This window comes from Photobacterium andalusiense (assembly GCF_900185625.1).
GTDB lineage: Bacteria > Pseudomonadota > Gammaproteobacteria > Enterobacterales > Vibrionaceae > Photobacterium > Photobacterium aquimaris.
This window is the reverse complement of record NZ_FYAJ01000002.1, coordinates 390,102-409,813: the sequence shown is the minus strand read 5'-3', so window position 1 is coordinate 409,813 and position 19,712 is coordinate 390,102. Positions and strand designations below refer to the sequence as shown.

Genomic DNA, 19,712 nt, shown 5'->3' with positions numbered 1-19,712 from the left:
GTTTTATATTCAATCGCGATTGAGCACTAATAACATTTCAACCACACCGTCAGCGAGTTGAACATCAATACTAAAGCCCATTTTTTGTGCCAAGGTGATCATGCCGCGATTGGTTGGCATTGTCATACCTGTTAGTCTCGCTAAGCCTCGCTGGTGGGCGTAATCAATCAGTTTGGTCATTAAAATTCCCCCTAAACCACAGCCTTTAATATCTGAGCGAACTAAAATAGCAAATTCAGCCTCTGTATTGTCGGCATCTGATAAAGCACGAGCCACGCCAATGATCATGTCTTCATAAACAGCGACAAATGCTATTTCACGGTCGTAATCTATCTGGGTAAACTTCGCTAAGGCTTCATGATTTAACTCGCCAACATCTGAGAAAAAGCGTTTATAAAGATCCTCTTCAGATACTTGATTAATAAATGCTTTATGAGCCGGTTCATCTTCAGGCAGGATCGGACGTAGCAAAATCTGCTTACCATCTTTTAGCTGACATGTTTGTTCATATTCTTTTGGATAAGGACGAATGGCGAGCCGTTGTTGAATATCACCATTAAACGCCGCTATATCCATCGAAGCATCAATGATCGTGAGTTCATCACCTGAGATCAACAGAGGGTGAATATCAAATGCTTGAATTTCAGGGCAATCAATGATCATTTGTGAAATAGTGACTAATAAACGACTCAGTGCAGGAATAGATATTTGCTCTAAGCTACTACGTTGTTTGATTTTATGATGCTTTAGCGCATTGATAACCATATAACGGGCTAAGGCCATATTTAATGGTGGCAATGCAACCACGGCATCACGCTCAATATTCCAATGAATGGTTTCTTCACCAAGTATGATCACCGGGCCAAAGATGGGGTCATTATGGATACCAAGGCGTAATTCTTGTGCGCCAGAACGATCAGCCATACGTTGAATTAATAATCCATCAATACGTGCGCTTGGATAGTGTAATGCCACCCGTGACAAAATAGCATCAGCAGCATTAGCGACTTCACTAGCATTACGTAGGTATAATACCACGCCATGAATTTCTGATTTATGCCGAATATCTGCAGAACGTAATTTTACTGCTACTGGATAACCGATTTGTTCAGCAATATGTACAGCTTCTGCAGCATCAGAAGCGATCCAAGTTGGTAGCGTTGTAAAACCATAGCTCGTTAGTAAAGGCCGTATTTCATGGGTTTCAAGGTGATGAATATTTTGTTGGAGCAAGCGTTGTATCTCATTGCGCACATAGTGGAGATCTGCGGTAATTTCGCCAATAGAGACAGGCGTTTCCATTAATTGACGTTGGTTACGGCGGTACTCAACTAAATGCATGAATGCTGAAATAGCACTTTCTGGAGTACGGTAGGTTGGTAAGCGTGCTTGAGTAAAGATAGAGCGTGCTTCAGCAGCTTCATTTTCACCAGACCAATTTGTCAGTACGTTTACTCGCTGGCTACGAGGGTGCTGGCGAAGAGTCTCTGTGATGATTTGAGCGGTATCAGTACTATTGGCTACCGCAGAAGGGCTGTGCATGATAAGCAGTGCGTCAAAGTCATCGCTATCAAGTAAAATTGTCAGTACTTGTTGGTAACGGTCGGTATTAGCATCACCCATAATATCAATTGGATTAGCCTGAGACCAATAAGCAGGTAATACAGCGGATAATCGTTGAATGGTTTCAGCACTGAGTGTTGCTAGTTTTCCACCGCGATCGGAGAGTGCATCCACCGCCATGATTGCAGGGCCGCCTCCATTGGTTAGAATAACCAGTCTTTCTCCTCGCAAGGGAACTGAATGGGCCAGTGTTTCAACAGCGGCAAATAAGTCATGGGTAGTATGCACTCGTAACATACCTGATCGACGAATTGCAGCATCATAAACTTCATCAAGGCCACCTTCTCCCATTGTGTGTAATAACGCGGCAGCTCGTCCAGCCATTGTTCGACCACTTTTTAAAACTAGAATACGGCGATTACGCGCTGCGGCTCGAGCTGCTGACATAAACTGTCGTGCATCGTTAATGCTATCGATATAAAGCAAGATAGCATCTGTTTTTGTGTCTTGGCTTAGAAAATCAAGTAACTCTGCAAAATTAATATCACACGCATCGCCTAAAGAGATAAAAGTCGAGAAGCCGATTTGTTTATTTTGCGCCCAATCTAAAATAGTGGTGCACACAGCAGCTGATTGTGAAATGAACGCAATATTGCCTTTATTGGCGGCTATAGGAGACACTGACGCATTAAGGTTAAGCCAGGGAAGAATAATTCCCATGCTATTGGGTCCGATAATCCGCATATTATAGCGCTTGGCATTAATCAATATTTGCTGGTGGTAATTGATGGCGTTACTGTTACTTGAGGCTGACATCATAGTAGCTGCAATAATGATGACTGCTTTTACGCCTTTTTCTCCAAGTTGGGTAATAATATCAGGATTAAATTCAGCCCGTGTACAAAGAATCGCAATATCAGGCGTTATCGGCATTGCATCTATATTACGATAAGCAAGAATGCCAGCAACAGCAGCATATTTAGGTGTTACAGGAATGATAGGGCCATTAAAGCAGCCAGATAACAGATTGCGAACAACGATATAGCCAATGCGTTGTGAATTATTTGATGCGCCAATGACTGCAATGCTGGTCGGCTTTAGAAACGCTGCTATTTTACTCATAAATTCCCCCCTTAATCATCTGAGTTATACTTTATCTCTAAATAGTAGAAGGGCATGTTTTTTGTAATGATAATGTGATCCAAATGAAAATTAAGTGATACGGAATATATTCATGAGGTATTTTTATTCCAATGGGAAATATAAGTGTGATTTAAGTATTATTATTATATTTTTTCATTGATAGTGTTAGTAATATGTGTCTAACTATAGATTATTTTGTGAGATCTTTAGGTGAAAGATAAGAATGATTAATGACTTATATTTTAAATATCAGCCAAGATACTATGGTGGTGAAATATCTTCTTATGAGGCATTATTAAGAAGTGATATCAATGATTTTAATGTTGAAAAATTTGTGTATTCAATGGAGCATTCTGCTGCTTTTGATTTGAACATTATTCGTAAAGTGCTTCAAGATAGAAAGTCTTTAGACATTTGTGATGATGTATCTATATCATTAAATATATCAATAGCGAGTCTACTTGATGATAACTTTATTCATAAATGTTTAAATATTTTTGAGTATGAAAAAAATATCACCTTAGAATTGACAAATCATGATCAAACGGATGATTTTGATAGTATACAAAAATCCATCTTATTACTTAAAGAACAAGGCGTAAAGTTTGCTTTAGATGATTATGGTAAGGGATATATAAATACAGATATTTTTTTATACCTAGATGTTGATTATATAAAGTTAGATAGACGCTTAATTAGTAATATTGAGCATAATTATATTAGTTATTCTATTCTTAAATCAAAATACGATCATATCGTAAATGTTTTAGACAAGGTTGTGATTATTGAAGGCATAGAGACATTTGAACAATTTAACTTAGTTAAAGAGTTTGGTGATATGTTTTATCAAGGTTTTTATTTTTCAAGACCTATTAATATTGGTGAGATAGAAAAAACGGGATTTATTAAATATAAAGAAAAGAATGAACGAACTCAATTTTCATTAAAATTAGATCAAGCTATTTTTGATTTAAATCGCTCTCAGGATCCAAATAGTGTAAAAAAAGCTATCGATAATATTAAGCGTATCGATAAATATAATATTATTGGCTTAAACTCCAATACGTTTGATTTGTACTCTGAACGGCATCGAATCAATAAAAATTACCGTGAAATAATCAAAAACAAAAACCGTTCACATTATATGCTAGCCGCTTCGTTAGTATGTGGTTGCGATGGTGCAGTCGTTATTCGTGATGTAGATGGTAATGTTATTTTTAATAATGATCATTTTATTCAATTTATGGGTGTAGATTTAGTCGATATGCCGATAGAAAAAGTGTGTGGGAAAGTTAATGATTATCGTACTACTTTACATGTAGAGAGTGAACTGCTGCAGAGTGACTCATGTTTTATGATGTCAGATGAAGTCATGAACACAAAAAATGGCATGGAGTTAGTTCATGTCTATCGGCAGAAAGTCTCGCATTTTGATCAAAATTTTATTATTTGTTCTGTGTATGAGGCGATCGATACCATTGTTATTGATGAGCTTACTAATTGTTATCAAAAAAATTACTTATCATCTAGCTATATGGAACAGCATAAAATATTAGTATTTATTGATTTAGATGGATTTAAAGAGATTAATGATAGTTTAGGTCATTGCATAGGTGATGAGACTTTACGAGATTTTGCATTAACCTTAAAAAGCATGTTGAGAGACTCTGATGTTGTGGTGCGTTTTGGTGGTGATGAATTTATTATTTTATTGAATAGTCACGTTATGACAACTGTTCAACAGCGAATAGTGCAATTAAGGAAAGAGATAGAAGATTACTTTACTCAAAAAGAGATGAGATTAAGTTTTTCTTATGGTGTTGCTTCTTTACAAAATGGTGTTGAGTTAGCACTTAAGCAAGCTGATAATAGAATGTATCAAGAGAAATCATTTAGAAAAAAAATTGTAGGCGTCATAAAACAAGCTTAATTTTATAAACTTATAATGACTTATTTTATTTAGGAATACCTATAAGGGTTGGTTTAATATCCAATAGGTATATGTATTAATTTATAATAAATTCCTATTGGGTTTTATATCAAATTCGATTATTCTTCCGAAAAATTATAAAAAAAGAATGATAAGATGCTATCTGATTACTATTTCCAATTCCAACCTCGATATATTAATGGCGAAATATCTTGTTACGAAGCCTTATTGAGAACAACTGAGTTTGATACTGAATATTATATAGATAACAATGTAGTTGATCATGTTGAATTTGATTTAGCTATTATTGATTATGTTATCAAACAGCGTGCTCAATTAATACACTCAGAAAATATCAAGTTAGCGATTAATATATCTATAGCGAGCTTACTTGACGATAAATTTATAAAATCATGTCTTTCAATTTTTGAACATGAAGAAAACATTATTTTAGAACTTACTCGACATGACGCTACAAAAGATGTTTTAGGTATCCAAGAGGCAATTAAGGAATTGAAATCTAAGGGTGTTCAATTAGCTCTTGATGATTATGGCAAAGGTTATGCTAACAGTGAATTATTTCTTCATCTTGATGTTGACTATATTAAATTAGATCGAAAAATCATTAAGAATATTGACCAAAGTTATATTGCTTATTCATTAGTGAAAACAACGTATGAAAAAATAGTTAAAGTACTTGGTAAGAATATTATTGTTGAAGGTGTAGAAACATTTGAACAATTAAATTTACTCAAACAATTAGGTTGTATGACCTACCAAGGGTTCTATTTTTCAAGACCGCTTAATATTGATCAAATAAAGCCGACAAAGAATAAAGAAAATTTTAAGAAAAAAAGTGTTAATTCTTTTTGTAATTCGCTTGATCAAGCTATTTATGAGATGAATCGTGCACCAAATCCAAAAGCGATAAAAAAAGCGATTAATAATCTAATTAAAATAGATTGCTATAATATTATAGGTATAAGCCCTAATTTTTATGACGTTTATAGTGAACAGAGTCGAATTAATAAAAACTATAATGAGCTGCTTGAACGTAAAACAAGTTCTCATTTTCTATTAGTGTCGTCATTAATTAGTACTTGTAATGCATTAGTGATCATTCGTGATTACGACGGTAATGCAATTTATAATAATGAAAATCATATTAATTATTTAGGTGTTGATCTTGTAGATTATAGTGTAGAACAGACGCTGGAACGCTTTCCTGATTATCGTACTTGTCTTGATTTAGATAAAGAGCTTCTAAATAGTGATACTTGCTTTATTGTGTCAAATGAGACAGTTGAAAATGATAGTGGTAAGCAATCTTTTCATACATATCGACAGAAAATTGTCCACTTTAATCAAGCGTTTGTTATTTGTAGTGTATATGAACAAAATGATGATATCGCTGTTGATAATCTAACCGGCTGTTTTCAAAAAAATTATCTTGAATCTACATACGCGCTGGCTTATAAGACATTGGTTTTTATTGATTTAGATGGTTTTAAGCTTATCAATGATGCCTATGGCCATAATAAAGGCGATGAAGTATTACGAGATTTTGCAAAAAATATCAAAGCCATGTTGCGAGATAGCGATGCGATGGTTCGTTTTGGCGGGGATGAGTTTGTGGTATTGCTTGATAGTGTGTCAATTCGAGCTGTTAAGCAGCGGATTGAAACGATTCGAGCCAATCTTGAGGCTTATTTTTGGGCGCAAGGTCTGAATTTAAGTTTTTCTTATGGCATTGTTAGTATTGAAGATAACATTACGGTTGCGCTCGATAAAGCGGATCAAGAAATGTATAAACAGAAAAATGGACGTAAAAACCAACTACAAGAGATCATTTAATCTTTTGTAGCTGGTGGATGGATGAAAGTGGAAATAGGGCTGTTATACTTGGTAACGGCTCTTATCACCGATATCAAAATGTAGTGGCATCCGCCATTTGCTAAAGGCTGCAAATGCAAGCAGTGCCGCTCCTACCATCGCACACCCAATTGCGACATTCGCTACAGCAAAGACTAAGCAGAACCAAAATCCAGCCAATGCGATAGGTGTTAATAGAAGAATTTTAACTTTAAAACAAAAATATTCTTTGATTGAAAGTGCGCTAAATACAAATAAAGCAGCGCCTAATGCTAATGGTTGCCATAATCCTGACATAAACCAAATTGCAGCAAATAATCCAGCCCCTTGGATTAACCAGCGAAAGCGTTTGTCATAAATATGTACCGTTGTTGACGCCAATAAAGCAACCATAATAAGAAATGGAGTAGCAGCATCGGTTTCTGTGCCAATAACAGCCATGATAATAGCAGCGAGAGTGAATGCAGAACGATAAAGGATAACGGTCAATTTATCGAGAATATCAAGTTCGCATTTAATGTGTGGATCAGCCATTGAAGCTCCTAAGTTAGTGTTGAAAACGCATAATAAAGAATGCCAGTCATATTATTGTTAGCGAAACGCAATTCATTGTGATCAAGATAACATAAATCGTTTTCGATTGATCTATCGTTATGAACAGTTTGATCGTAATCAAAAGCTACGGCAAACTATTGATAACTATTTGTCATTTAATTGTTTTTATGATTATTGCATCAATATTCGGTTGCGAATAAGAGGGAATGAAATGAAGAAAATTATAGCATTGAGTCTGCTGTCTAGTTTAGTCGGTTGTACTCAATTAATGCCGCCTAAAATACCACTGCAAACACCGATAGACACCATTAATACCACAAAAATGACGGATAATTTTTCAGAGCCAAAAGTGGTGGCTGAATTAGATGCTTCAGTTAAAACTGATCCACTTTATCAGTCTAGTGATTCAATTGCCGTTAGCGAGCAGCAAATTGAAGCACCAGCCCCCTCAGAGCCCGAAGTTGCAGTAGCCGCTGTTGAACCAGCTGTTGAACCAACCGCTGCAAACAATGAGGCAGCTATTGTCACAGACAGCACTGATGCTGTAGAGGCGACAGATGCCGCACAGTCAAATTCAGCAGCAAGCATTGATAACGCTGAAGTAGCACCAGCAGCTACACCTTCAGAATCAGCCGCTGTCGAACCAGCTGTTGAACCAACCGCTGCAAACAATGAGGCAGCTATTGTCACAGATAGCACTGATGCTGTAGAGACAACAGATGCCGCACAGTCAAATCCAGCAGCAAGCATTGATAACGCTGAAGTAGCACCAGCAGCTACACCTTCAGAGCCAGCTGCTGTCGAACCAACCGCAGCAATGACTGAGCCTGTATCAGAAGCGACACCAGAAACTACAGTAGTGGAAGAAGCACCTCAAACCAATGAAGATGGTTACAAAACCGTTGATATGCATGGTTATAGTATTCAAATTACAGCCTCAAGAGATGAACCATCATTAATTGCATTGTTATCTTTATTAGAAAGCCAGCAACCAGCATGGATTAATAAGAAAATGTTAAATGGCAGCCAAGTTTATACATTATTACTTGGTCACTATGCTGATTATGAACAAGCCAAAGCTGGGTTAACGTCATTACCTCAAGCTGTACAAAACAATGGTGCATTTGTGCGTAACTTTTACGATATTGAACACACAGGTTCGCCACAACTAAAACAGTTACAGTAATTCAGTGTTTAACAGTATATAAGCGGTGGTTTTATCACCATTTGCAGCACAAACTTGGTGTGATTTAAAAATAATTCACGATATGATGAGGTTGAGGCTACATTCAGCTGGCTTTTTTGATTACTATAATCAACAGTGAATGCCTTGCTTTTTTTGGCCTTGGTAGTCTCCAAGGTCTTTGTGATCTGCATTGTATTGTGATTAGTATAATTAAGGAACGATAATGAGTTCTATCCACGTTTTATTATTATGCGGTGGCGGTAGCGCTGAGCATGAAGTTTCTCTAGTGTCTGCAAACTTTATTGAACAGCAATTAAAAGCGATTGATGGCGTTAGCTATACACGTGTAGAAATGACAAAAAATGAGGGTTGGTTAGATTCAGACCAACATCCTTGCGAATTGAATTTGGATAAAACACTCTCTGTTGTCGGTGAACAACGTATCACAATTGATTACGTGATCCCTTGTGTGCATGGATTTCCCGGCGAAACAGGAGACTTGCAATCACTGTTTGATCTAGCAGGTTTACCTTATTTAGGTTGTGGTGCTGAAGCGAGCACAAATTGCTTTAACAAAATTACCACCAAATTATGGTTTGATGCGCTAAATATTCCCAATACCCCTTATGTGTTTTTGAGTGAGAACACAGAAGATGCTCACCAACAAGCTCAAGCAGCATTGGCTAAGTGGGGTAAGGTGTTTGTTAAAGCGGCATGTCAGGGCTCATCTGTAGGTTGTTACAGTGTAGCGGACACCGAGCAACTACGCGTAGCGGTTAATAATGCGTTTGGGTATTCAAACCAAGTATTAATTGAAAAGACCATCAAGCCGCGTGAGCTTGAGGTTGCAGCATATCAATTTGGTGATCAATTGATTATCACCAAGCCTGGTGAAGTGTCATGTCCTGATGATAAGTTTTATAGCTATGAAGAAAAATATAGCACTGATAGCTTATCAACAACACAAGTTGAAGCGCACAATCTAACAGCTGAGCAAATTGAAGCTATTCAGCATTATGCGCGTAAAGCGTTTGAGCAAATGAAACTTAAAGATTTGTCTCGAATTGACTTCTTCTTAAGTGAAGATGACGAAATATTGCTAAATGAGATCAATACCTTTCCTGGAATGACACCGATTTCAATGTTCCCTAAAATGCTAGAGAACTACGGTCATAGCTTTACGGATTTTATTGAATTAGCGATTAAAAACGCAGTGAAGTAAACAATGTCGTAATCTAATGATAAAAAAGCCAACCTATAACGGTTGGTTTTTTTATTGTTACTGGTTTTATTTAGTGTTTTTATCAGCAAATTTCTTCAGAGTGTTATCGCGTTTAGCCCGTTGACCAATATATTGAGCTGGCATAGCAGGGCTGCGCCACCGACCTTGATGCTGAATTTGATGAATAGATAGCCCTGCATCGGCTAAATCTTGGCTAGCACCGACTCGAGGTGATTGACCTGAGAATATGATATCCGCAGGAAGCTCTAGCTCTTGGCTAGCACGTCTAAAAATACGATAAATAGAAGAGTGATCGAGAGGGTTGTCGCCAATATTATTGTGTCTATCTATACGGCGAAAAACAAATCCGCTATCGATCATGGATAATGTTAGCCACCGATTAACGGCACTAGACGCTACCTCACTGAGCCCGATTAAATTATCGTTAATACATAGAGTGACAAGGCCATCTTGTGCAACCTCAATGTCATTAATGGTTAATGCTGTGACTTCAGAACGTTTCAACATACCTTCAAAGGTCATCGCCCAAATTGCCATATCACGTACATCCTTGGCTTTAGTAGAGCGCATAAATGATTCAAGAAGGTCGTGTAAGTGGTTATCTCGAAAGCCATGAGCGTTAGTATAATCATCATGCTTATCAAGACGTTGTTTATGCATAGCAAGTTTTATCTCATTACTTAAACATGGATTAGGCAGTGCATGACAACGATGAACTAAACCGATAGTGACAATGTAACGTTTTAGGCTAGCTAATTTACGGGTTTGAGCCATTTTTTCAATATAACGGTGAACAACTTCCGCAGATGCAGGTAAAGGTGATACATTATGCTGTACACAAAAGACTAAAAAGTTATTCCAATCGTTCTTAAACGCAACTAGAGTATTTTTAGCGTATTGCTGATGGGTTAAGCGTTGCCAAATACTGATTGACTCAGCGACATTGGAGAAATCACTAATACTGGCACTGCGGATTTGGTCGTCTTCAATAATGGTTATTTTCTTTGCCACAACAACACCTAATGCACTATAACTTTATGTGGCTTTAATAATAACAACGAACACTGAAAAACGAAAGAATTATCATAAAAAGCTAGCATAGACACTCAAGTGTTATTACTATGTAACTAGTTTAACGTGATGATTGTTAACGAATGTAACAGCTTTTATCTGGTAGGAAATAGACAATGAAAAAACGCCTTTTTCATCGTGGTTATATTATTGAAAATAGTACTGGGTTAACTTCTGATTGGAAAGCTGTCATTAATGGACAAGCTGTTCAAGGGATGTTGGCTAATGTAAAAAAGAGTGTTAATTGGTGGTGTGATACTAAGGCGTTTATGCCGCCAGAACGTTTTGCGTTACATAAAAGCAAGACAGGCTCATTAACTACGGCGAGTGCTGAGAATTATCGTGGCATTGTTTTAAAAAACGATAATGGTAAAGCCAATGAGTGGTATGCAATTGTACGAGGTCAATTACTGAAAGGTGATATCGTTTCTATTAAAAAGTATTTAGATAAAATACTGCTCGTTTAAAAAACAGTGCCTATTTAGGGTAGGCACTGTTTAAATTCATTATTTAATGATTAATCATCGTCATCACTTTTTGAGACATCAACTAGATATTTACCGTCAAGCCAGTTACGTCCAATCAACAATTTATATTCTAGTTTTTTACGATCACGTAAGTTAACAGGAATTGCGTGGCTCTTACCATTCCAAATCAAATCCATAACAACGGCATAACGACGTTCAACACCTTGAGCATTACGTATTTTGCTGATTTTAATGATTTTTCCAGTATGCGTTTCTTCTTGTCCTCGAGCATTAGCTGTTTTAAAGCTGATCATTTTACCTAAGTTTTCACGCCAGCTTTCTTTATTATCAGCAGGGTTATTATTGCCGTTAATCACATGTAAATCATAAGCATTAATTGATGTTGTATTGGCACCGGTATCGATGCGGGCTTTGAAATCCATATCAAGATCTTTAACATGAATGGTTTCAATCGGCCCAACAATGTATTTACCATTACACTCGTTGGCAGCGTAGCTCATGGTTGATACAGTTGCTGCTGTAACTAACATGGCAGAAATAAAAACTTTTCTCACATAAACTCCTGATATTATTAGCTCTTCAATATAGATAATAGACTGAGTCATGATAACTATGTTCAATTTTATGTAAAATTATTCAATAACTATTATCTAATGTAGATGAAGCTGTTTTTCTATCTGCTGAAAACACGTCGGTGTTTGGCTAAATTGAATAGTATTAAAGCCCATCGCAGTGGCAATTTTAATATTTTCGTCGTTATCATCAATAAAGAGGCTTTCGTGAGGGGTTAACTGATAGCGTTCACACAGTCGTTTAAATATTTCTTGTTCTGGCTTCATGACTAACTCTTTGCCTGATACTAAGCCGCCATCAAAAAATGAAATAAAATGGTGCTTTTCATAGAGAGTATCAAAAAAAGCGCTACACATATTTGTCAGGTAATAAAGGGAATAAGGCTGCTTAGTAAGTTTTTGAAACAGTATTTCAGTTTGGTTTATTTTTGTGAGGCTATGTTGAATATGAATAATAAAATCTTCTATGCGCTGTGGAGAAATTTGTGTACGCGCTGAAAATTTAGGGATCACTTCGGCAATAAGCATTGTGCCGCGATCAAGTGATAACCAATCAGAATGTTGCAGGACATCTCGCAGTAAGATATCGCGTTCAGGTTGTGATATCGTAAAACTATTAACAATTTGAAGTGGATTCCACTCAAATAATACTGCACCAAAATCAAAAATCACATTACGAATCATAAGATGTTCCGTTAGAGTACCATTTATTGATAGTATTGCTTCATGAGTATTTCGCAAGATTGATGTGTTAACTTTTAATGTTATTCACACAATCAAGCAACCAAGTGAGATAGATTGCACAATGAGTGATAATAATCGTTTAGTTTTCTCAACCGAAACCGGTCGAATTAAAGAAGAAAAAGTACAACCAACACGCCCAAAAGGTGATGGTATTGTTCGTATTCAACGCGAAACAAAAGGGCGCAAAGGCAAAGGTGTTTGTATTGTTTCTGGCCTTGATGTTGAAGATACTCAATTGAAACTGATTGCTGCTGAATTAAAAAAAGTATGTGGCTGCGGTGGTTCTGTTAAAGATGGAAAAATCGAAATTCAAGGTGATAAGCGTGATGTGATTAAAGCGCATCTTGAAAAGAAAGGCCACACAGTTAAATTGGCTGGCGGTTGATTGATAATATAGAATCTTAGTGATTCATTATCATAGAACAGTATAATCAGGCAGTAGTAGCGTTAACATTACTGCCTGATTTTTTTTAGTTTATTCCGGACAGCCAGCGTCTATCATTTGTTGAATATGATCACCATAGAATGCATGGGAACCATTCCAATTTGCAGGTGACGTTGTATTTGGCATTGTTGTATTTGCGCCATTGCGTAAAATATTACAATACCCACCAGATAATGCGCCTATTTCATGGCAACTCGCACAAGCCCCACCTCCTAATTCAGTATATGCGGCAGGATTGCTCCAACTTGCTTGTGTTGATACTGGTTGGTAACGAATATTAGGGTCAATATCATAATCAGCTGAAATATCGAGATTAGTTCCAGGGTGAATTAAGAATACATTTTTACCTCGGTGACATTGCGTACAATTTTCACCTAAAGAATCCCCATTTTTTATATCGCTGATTTTAAATGTTAAATCTTCTCCACCTTTTATACGTAATCCAGTTTCTTTACTTAAATTATCCCAAAAACACGCTTTGCCCGTAGTTTTGCTTTGGCAGATAATACCAAGCAATGATATTTCGTTGATTCCTTCGTCGGGTCTTATATCCCACCGAGGCAGAGCGATACATGCTCCTTGAACGGTTGATGATTCATATGCCCATACTTCAGTTTTATCATTATCAAGGAAATCAACGGCTGCAACACCTTGGTATTTCCATAACGTTGATCCCCAATCTGGAGGGATCGGCACATTATTCTCACGACAAGTATCAATATAATCATCAGTTTCTTGTGGGGGGATTAATATGAAATGATCAAGTAACGATCGTTGAGAAAGTAAATCGATGATCCATTGGTAATCGGTTAAGCGGGAAATAGGGAATAATCGATGGGTATGATGACGAAATAAACGAAAAGAAGGGAAGTATTTATCTTGTAGCTGTGGTTTTGTTTTACTGAGCATGGCATCAATCAAAACATTATTAAACAGCACGTTTTCAATTTCAGTCGGTTTCTTTGTATCCGCAAAATTGTTTGCTAATTCTATGAAGTTTTTTTGTTGGTCATCACTTAAATGCGGATTTAATTCATCCATAAACACCTTTTGCATTAGTAATACCTGATGTTTATCTATTTTTAGTTCATTGCCACCAGCATCATAAAGTAAACCATAGTAACCGTCTGAAATATCACTAATTTTCATTTTAAGGTCAAGTTGAGACTCTGGAGTTTGTTCTAATTGAGGTTGCTCTAATTGAGGTTGTTCAGACGTAACATCATCTGGTATTTCTTTGGTATCATCGGCGCTATCACCACCGCACCCTAAAAATAACACTGAAGATATTACAATCATGAGATAGTTTATTTTCATTATCTGACTCAGGTGACTTAACAATCGTAGTCAAATTATAGATACCTCAAATAGCATCGTTTTTCATTTATAAGAATGGAGAACAACTAAGCCATTATAGCGTAACGATAAAAAACGAATAGGTTATAGCCTATCCGTCTGTTTATATTGAAAATAACTAATTAAATCGCCGCTGATTCTTTTTGGGCACATGACGTACACGGGCAGTAGTTGTTCATGGTTTTTAGAAAATACAGACCCATTTGATGTCCCAATTCATAATCATGATTAAGTGCATTGATATCACTGCCAATTAATTTTGATTCTAAAGCCTTGTGTGGGTAAATCTCATAAATATTGACATCATCTGGCGGATTATTGATGAAGTTTTCACTTTCATTGTATTTTTGCTCATGTAACAACAGCATATCAATGAAAGCCGCTGCTTTGGTATGTGTTAATCCACGCTTTAGGGTTTTTAACCATTGGTGGTTTGCATTCAATCCAATTGGATTTGTACGAATTACAACAATATTTTTATAACCACGATCATAAGCTTCTTTAGCTGGAATTGGTGCATGTAAGCCACCATCAACCCAGTAATGTTCATCAGAATAAATCGGTTGACGGTTTAAGAGGGGAATAGCACACGATGCCTTTAACTTTTGATCCCAATCATTAGCGTTTAGGTCAAAAAAACCTGCTTGATTGTGATCTAAGCCTGATGCTGTTGCTAACACCGTACGGTTGATCATATTCTTACGGCCAGTATGCCAATCTAATTTTAATTTAGTTTGCGTTTGTTCTATTAACCAGTCGAGATTCATACCACCACGAGCAGTAAATAATTTTGAATAACTAAAAAACTCACGAGTTGTGGTTATTTCAGTAATAACTCGATATGCATGTTTACGTTGTTGACAAATATAAGATGCAATATTTAAAGAGCCTGCTGATGTGCCAATTAATAATGAAAAAGGGTTAAATTCATTTTCAAGGAAAGCATCTAAAACACCAGCTGTAAATATTCCTCGTTGTCCACCACCTTCGGTAACAAGTGCAATATCTGTTATGTTGTTTTTTTTGAAATATAAAGGCTCAATATTATTTTTACAATAAGAGATATGTTGACCTCTCATAATATTTATCTCCAACTCACATTGTTATTATAATGTGAGTAAAAATTAGCTGGCATATTTATGACTAAAGTATGCCAGCGATAAATTAAGCAGCACGAGCATTAACTGGAAGATCTGCCCCAATTTTAGTTAGCGCTATTTGCCATAAGCTAATATCACGACAGCGGAATGCACCAGCACAGCTTAATAAATAGAAACGCCACATTCTGTAGAACGTTGCATCGTAATTTTTATAAATTTTGAACCAGTTCTTTTCAAATCTTTCACACCACGCCATGAGTGTTAAATCGTAATCTGGACCGAAATTATGCACATCTTCAATATTAAATTTATTTTCAACAGAACCACTTAATTGTGCGAGTGATGGAATAACCCCGTTAGGGAAAATATATTTATTGATCCACGGGTCGGTACCATCTTTAGAGGTTGGGCTACCAATAGTGTGTAATAAGAAAATACCATCATCAGCTAAAAAGCTGTTAGCACATTTGAAATATTCATCATAATTTGATGGGCCAACATGCTCAATCATACCAATAGAAACAACACGATCATAAGGTTGTTCTGGCGTAAACTCACGGTAGTCTTGCAAAATAATTTTAACCGGTAGTTTTTTCTTATCTGCAATCTCTTGGCCTAGCGCCATTTGCTCTTTTGATAAGGTTAAACCATCACAAATCACACCGTATTTCGCTGCAGCATAGTTCATGAAACTTGCCCAACCACAACCAATATCAAGTAAACGCATACCTGGTTGTAAATCTAACTTGCGACAAATTAGATCCATTTTATGTTCTTGGGCTTGGTCTAGTGTTTTTGCATCTTTCCAATATGCACAGGTATATGCCATACGCTCATCGAGCATATTTACAAATAAATCGTTACCGATATCGTAGTGGAAAGGTACATCTTCTTTAACACGGTTTACTGCTTGTGGGTTGATTAAGTTTTTTAATTTAGTCACACCATAATTAGCTGCAAACTTAACTTTATCTATTCCAGATAGCTTATCTTCTATATTACTGCGAAGTAATTTACTAATTAGAATATCAATGCGTTCACAATCCCATAAACGATCCATATAACCTTCGCCAAAAGCGATCGTACCATCTAATAAAATATTATCAAAAAGTTTGTCATCATTAACAGTAATATCCCATGGGCGAGTACCATTAATTTCAATATCAGCTTGCTTTAATAGATCACGAAATAATTCTTTATTTTTAGGCATAATATACTCGATTATTTGTTTTGAAAAATAGCAGAATAAAATTCATACCTACTAAATTAATAATGAAATACAACAATTAGATGTGGTATATAAAAGTAATATATCAATCATGTTTTTCATTATGTTTGAATAGTAATAAATTTAGTCTGTTAAATATATTTTATTCTTCTTAATTACTTATTTAGTCATACTTAATGTGAGCAATAAGTTACATGCATCATTATGTAAATAACCTCTTAAATGTTTATTTAAGTATTCTCTTTTCTTGGTAAGTACTATATCGCTACATCAGTTAGCTTAATTTAGATTATTTGACAAAAAATACATCAAAACGGACATTTTTTAATATGTACTCTAAAAACGTACTTATTTTAGTAAAAACTAACTATCTCAACTGCATGGCATTCGCACATAAAATTTACAGAAACTGAATAGGGTTACATGAGATTGCATTAAGTTTTTGGATAAGTCTCATTAGTCGATATTGAAGGATAACGTCTACTATTAAAGCAATTGCGCCTGATTAAGGAAGACTGTATGTCCGATGTAAATGTATTTAAACAACCTAAACCGTTTTATCTCATATTCTCGATAGAGTTTTGGGAGCGGTTTGGCTTCTATGGCATGCAAGCCATTCTTACAGTGTACCTTGTTAGCATTCTTGGAATGTCTGAATCAGAGTCGTTTACATTATTTGGTGCTTTTTCTGCATTGATTTTTGGTTCTGTGGCGATTGGTGGTTGGGTTGGCGATAAAATCCTAGGTACGAAACGTACCATTACGCTTGGTGCATTTATTCTAACGATCGGTTATTCGTTATTAGGGATCTCAGCGGCGGGAGAGTTTGGGGGTAAAGAGCTGCTTTATATAGCAATGGGTTTTATTACCATGGGTAATGGCTTATTTAAAGCTAACCCTTCAAGTTTGTTGGCCAAAGTCTATGAAGAAAACGATCCTCGGCTTGATGGTGCCTTTACCATGTATTATATGGCGATTAACTTAGGTTCATTTTTTTCAATGCTATTAAGCCCTTGGATAGCAGAAAAAATGGGCTACGGGATGGCATTTGGTGTTAGTGCAGTAGGATTACTCATTACAATGATTAACTTCATGGTAATGGGGCGCATTGTTAAAAACATTGGTTCTAAACCCGACATGGTGCCAGTGAATAAACTTTACTATGCGGCGGTTGTGGTTGTAACGATTCTATTGAGCTTTCTAAGTGCGGTGTTATTGCAACATCTGTTCTATGCACATGCAATTTTAGTTGTGGTTGGCATTATCATTGTGTTTGTATACTTCAAAGAGGCGTTTAAGTCCAAAGGGCTTGAAAGAGCGAAGATGTTTGTTGCCTTTGTATTAATGTTGCAGGGTGTGGTGTTCTTTGCTTTATATTTCCAAATGCCGACTTCGCTTAACTTCTTTGCTATTCATAATGTCAGTCATGATTTATTTGGGGTTAAAGTTGAACCAGAGCAGTTTCAAGCGTTAAACCCATTTTGGATCATGGTTGCTAGTCCATTATTAGCCATTCTTTATAATAAACTTGGTGAACGATTTGCAATGCCATTCAAGTTTGCCTTTGGCATGGTGTTATGCAGCCTAGCGTTTTTGATCTTAAAATACTCAACTGGCTTTGCTAATACCCAAGGGATTGTTAACTCAAATTGGTTGGTCGTGAGTTATTTATTACAATCAGTGGGTGAGTTATTAGTTTCAGGCTTAGGACTGGCGATGATTGCACAGTTAGTGCCACAACGAATGATGGGTTTTGCGATGGGAATGTGGTTCTTAACGTCTGCAACCGCCGCAATCTTGGCGGGTTGGATCGCAAGTTTAACCGCCGCACCTAAAGGGGTTATCGATTCTAATCAAACCCTTGTGCTATATGCCGAAGTATTTGGTGAAATAGGCTATGTAACTGCTGCGATCGCTGTTTTTACATTGCTTATCGCACCTAAGTTAACCCGCATTATTCAAAACAAAGAATAAAACAATCAACAGACGATAGTTAATAACGGCAATCAGTCATATGATTGCCGTTATTCTTTTAGTTAGTTACTTATCGCTCGTTGCTAATACTGCAATAAAGGCATCAATATCTTCAGCTTTGGTCGCAAAGTTAGTCACTAAACGTGCAACACCGTCGCCCCAGCGATTAGCTAAAAACTCAAACCCATGTTCATGCAAGGTTGCAATTGTTACTGGTGACATTTTACAAAAGACAATATTTGTTTTAGAAGGATGCAATAGCTCTACACCTTCAATCGCGCTAATACCGTCACGTAGTTTTGTTGCCATTGCATTGGCATGTTGGGCATTCGTGAGCCATAAATTATCGGTAATGTAGGCATCTATTTGTGTTGATAGAAAACGCATTTTAGACATTAAATGCCCAGCACGTTTACGACGATATTCAATTTCATTTTTTAAACTAGTATCAAACAGAACAATTACTTCAACACCAAAAGTACCGTTCTTAGTCGCACCAAAAGAAAGTGCATCAACACCTGCTTTCCAGGTCATTTCTGCAGGAGTACAGCCTAACGCATCGATAGCATTAGCAAAGCGTGCGCCATCCATATGGTATTTTAAATTATGGCTCTTACACACATCACCAATTGCACGAAGTTCATCAAGGGTATAAACGCTACCGGTTTCAGTCGCTTGAGTTACACTAACAACTGCGGGTTGAACTGTATGCACATCACCTATTTTTAACGAAGCACGTTGGCTAAGTTTGATAGGGTCGATCTTACAATCATCACCGTCGATAGTTAGCAACTTAACGCCATTACTGAAAAACTCCGGTGCTCCACATTCATCGTTATTAATATGACTGTTTGGATGACATAGCACCGCGCCCCAAGCAGGAGACATTGCAGCTAAACATAAACTATTGGCTGCCGTACCTGTTGGCACTAAAACCACCGCAACGTTAGTTTCAAACAACTCACTCATTTTGCGATCAAGCTGTAATGATAACTCATCATTACCGTAAGGCGTTGCATCACCAGCACTAAATTCAATTAAATGCTGCAATATTTGTGGCGAAACACCAGCAATATTGTCACTGGTTAAGCCAATAGTTTTCTTAGGTGTCGCTAAAGATGAGAGTGTCATTATCATGCAGCCTTAATATCGATTGAATTATCAATATACTCAATTTCATGGCGAAGATAAGCGTTTTTATTGTAACGGAAGGTGTAATTTTATCGCTATTGCATTAAAAAG

The 19,712-nt window shown here is 36.6% G+C and carries 16 protein-coding genes; 7 read left to right on the top strand and 9 right to left on the bottom strand.

Going from position 1 to position 19,712, the window contains the following annotated elements; translation table 11 throughout:
* Positions 1 to 9 precede the first annotated feature (9 nt).
* Positions 10 to 2,685: a bifunctional acetate--CoA ligase family protein/GNAT family N-acetyltransferase gene (locus PAND9192_RS07405; RefSeq protein ID WP_087853225.1), complete on the bottom strand. Its 2,676-nt coding sequence runs from the start codon at positions 2,683 to 2,685 to the stop codon at positions 10 to 12.
* A 244-nt stretch (positions 2,686 to 2,929) separates the two neighbouring features.
* Between PAND9192_RS07405 and PAND9192_RS07400 the strand changes: the two genes are divergently transcribed.
* Complete coding sequence (locus PAND9192_RS07400; RefSeq protein ID WP_087853224.1) at positions 2,930 to 4,636, top strand: GGDEF domain-containing protein; 1,707 nt, start codon at positions 2,930 to 2,932, stop codon at positions 4,634 to 4,636.
* 156 nt (positions 4,637 to 4,792) lie between these two features.
* Positions 4,793 to 6,490, top strand: coding sequence for a GGDEF domain-containing protein (locus PAND9192_RS07395; protein WP_087853223.1), 1,698 nt, complete (start codon positions 4,793 to 4,795; stop codon positions 6,488 to 6,490).
* Positions 6,491 to 6,532: 42 nt separating this feature from the next.
* Here PAND9192_RS07395 and PAND9192_RS07390 read toward each other — a convergent pair whose 3' ends face one another.
* Positions 6,533 to 7,042: a hypothetical protein gene (locus PAND9192_RS07390; RefSeq protein WP_087853222.1), complete on the bottom strand. Its 510-nt coding sequence runs from the start codon at positions 7,040 to 7,042 to the stop codon at positions 6,533 to 6,535.
* A gap of 232 nt (positions 7,043 to 7,274) precedes the next feature.
* Here PAND9192_RS07390 and PAND9192_RS07385 point away from each other — a divergent pair, with 232 nt between their 5' ends.
* Positions 7,275 to 8,249, top strand: coding sequence for an SPOR domain-containing protein (locus tag PAND9192_RS07385; protein ID WP_087853221.1), 975 nt, complete (start codon positions 7,275 to 7,277; stop codon positions 8,247 to 8,249).
* A gap of 223 nt (positions 8,250 to 8,472) precedes the next feature.
* Entirely contained in the window at positions 8,473 to 9,471 is a 999-nt protein-coding gene (locus PAND9192_RS07380; protein ID WP_087853220.1) for a D-alanine--D-alanine ligase, read from the top strand.
* Between the two features lie 66 nt (positions 9,472 to 9,537).
* On the opposite strand, the gene PAND9192_RS07375 is transcribed toward PAND9192_RS07380, so the two are convergent.
* A complete protein-coding gene (locus PAND9192_RS07375) occupies positions 9,538 to 10,503 on the bottom strand; it encodes a tyrosine-type recombinase/integrase (protein ID WP_087853219.1) in 966 nt (321 codons plus the stop codon).
* Between the two features lie 176 nt (positions 10,504 to 10,679).
* Here PAND9192_RS07375 and PAND9192_RS07370 point away from each other — a divergent pair, with 176 nt between their 5' ends.
* Positions 10,680 to 11,030, top strand: coding sequence for a DUF3319 domain-containing protein (locus PAND9192_RS07370; protein WP_087853218.1), 351 nt, complete (start codon positions 10,680 to 10,682; stop codon positions 11,028 to 11,030).
* 50 nt (positions 11,031 to 11,080) lie between these two features.
* On the opposite strand, the gene PAND9192_RS07365 is transcribed toward PAND9192_RS07370, so the two are convergent.
* Together PAND9192_RS07365 and PAND9192_RS07360 are read right to left on the bottom strand one after the other, a co-directional pair.
* Complete coding sequence (locus PAND9192_RS07365) at positions 11,081 to 11,605, bottom strand: putative ATP-dependent zinc protease (RefSeq protein ID WP_087853217.1); 525 nt, start codon at positions 11,603 to 11,605, stop codon at positions 11,081 to 11,083.
* A 96-nt stretch (positions 11,606 to 11,701) separates the two neighbouring features.
* Positions 11,702 to 12,307, bottom strand: coding sequence for an HAD family hydrolase (locus PAND9192_RS07360; RefSeq protein ID WP_087853216.1), 606 nt, complete (start codon positions 12,305 to 12,307; stop codon positions 11,702 to 11,704).
* Between the two features lie 121 nt (positions 12,308 to 12,428).
* Here PAND9192_RS07360 and yciH point away from each other — a divergent pair, with 121 nt between their 5' ends.
* Positions 12,429 to 12,752 carry a stress response translation initiation inhibitor YciH gene (gene yciH, locus PAND9192_RS07355; protein WP_087853215.1) on the top strand — a complete coding sequence of 108 codons (324 nt, stop codon included), beginning with the start codon at positions 12,429 to 12,431 and terminating at the stop codon, positions 12,750 to 12,752.
* Positions 12,753 to 12,842: 90 nt separating this feature from the next.
* Here the strand turns inward: yciH and PAND9192_RS07350 are convergent, their stop codons facing one another.
* The 3 genes from PAND9192_RS07350 to cfa form a co-directional block, all read right to left on the bottom strand.
* Complete coding sequence (locus tag PAND9192_RS07350; protein ID WP_234999010.1) at positions 12,843 to 14,111, bottom strand: hypothetical protein; 1,269 nt, start codon at positions 14,109 to 14,111, stop codon at positions 12,843 to 12,845.
* 179 nt (positions 14,112 to 14,290) lie between these two features.
* Positions 14,291 to 15,247: a patatin-like phospholipase family protein gene (locus tag PAND9192_RS07345; protein WP_087820234.1), complete on the bottom strand. Its 957-nt coding sequence runs from the start codon at positions 15,245 to 15,247 to the stop codon at positions 14,291 to 14,293.
* Between the two features lie 85 nt (positions 15,248 to 15,332).
* Entirely contained in the window at positions 15,333 to 16,478 is a 1,146-nt protein-coding gene (gene cfa, locus PAND9192_RS07340; protein WP_087853213.1) for a cyclopropane fatty acyl phospholipid synthase, read from the bottom strand.
* A 537-nt stretch (positions 16,479 to 17,015) separates the two neighbouring features.
* Here cfa and dtpA point away from each other — a divergent pair.
* A complete protein-coding gene (dtpA, locus tag PAND9192_RS07335) occupies positions 17,016 to 18,470 on the top strand; it encodes a dipeptide/tripeptide permease DtpA (RefSeq protein ID WP_087853212.1) in 1,455 nt (484 codons plus the stop codon).
* Positions 18,471 to 18,536: 66 nt separating this feature from the next.
* Here the strand turns inward: dtpA and PAND9192_RS07330 are convergent, their stop codons facing one another.
* Complete coding sequence (locus tag PAND9192_RS07330) at positions 18,537 to 19,601, bottom strand: threonine aldolase family protein (protein ID WP_200817788.1); 1,065 nt, start codon at positions 19,599 to 19,601, stop codon at positions 18,537 to 18,539.
* Positions 19,602 to 19,712 lie beyond the last annotated feature (111 nt).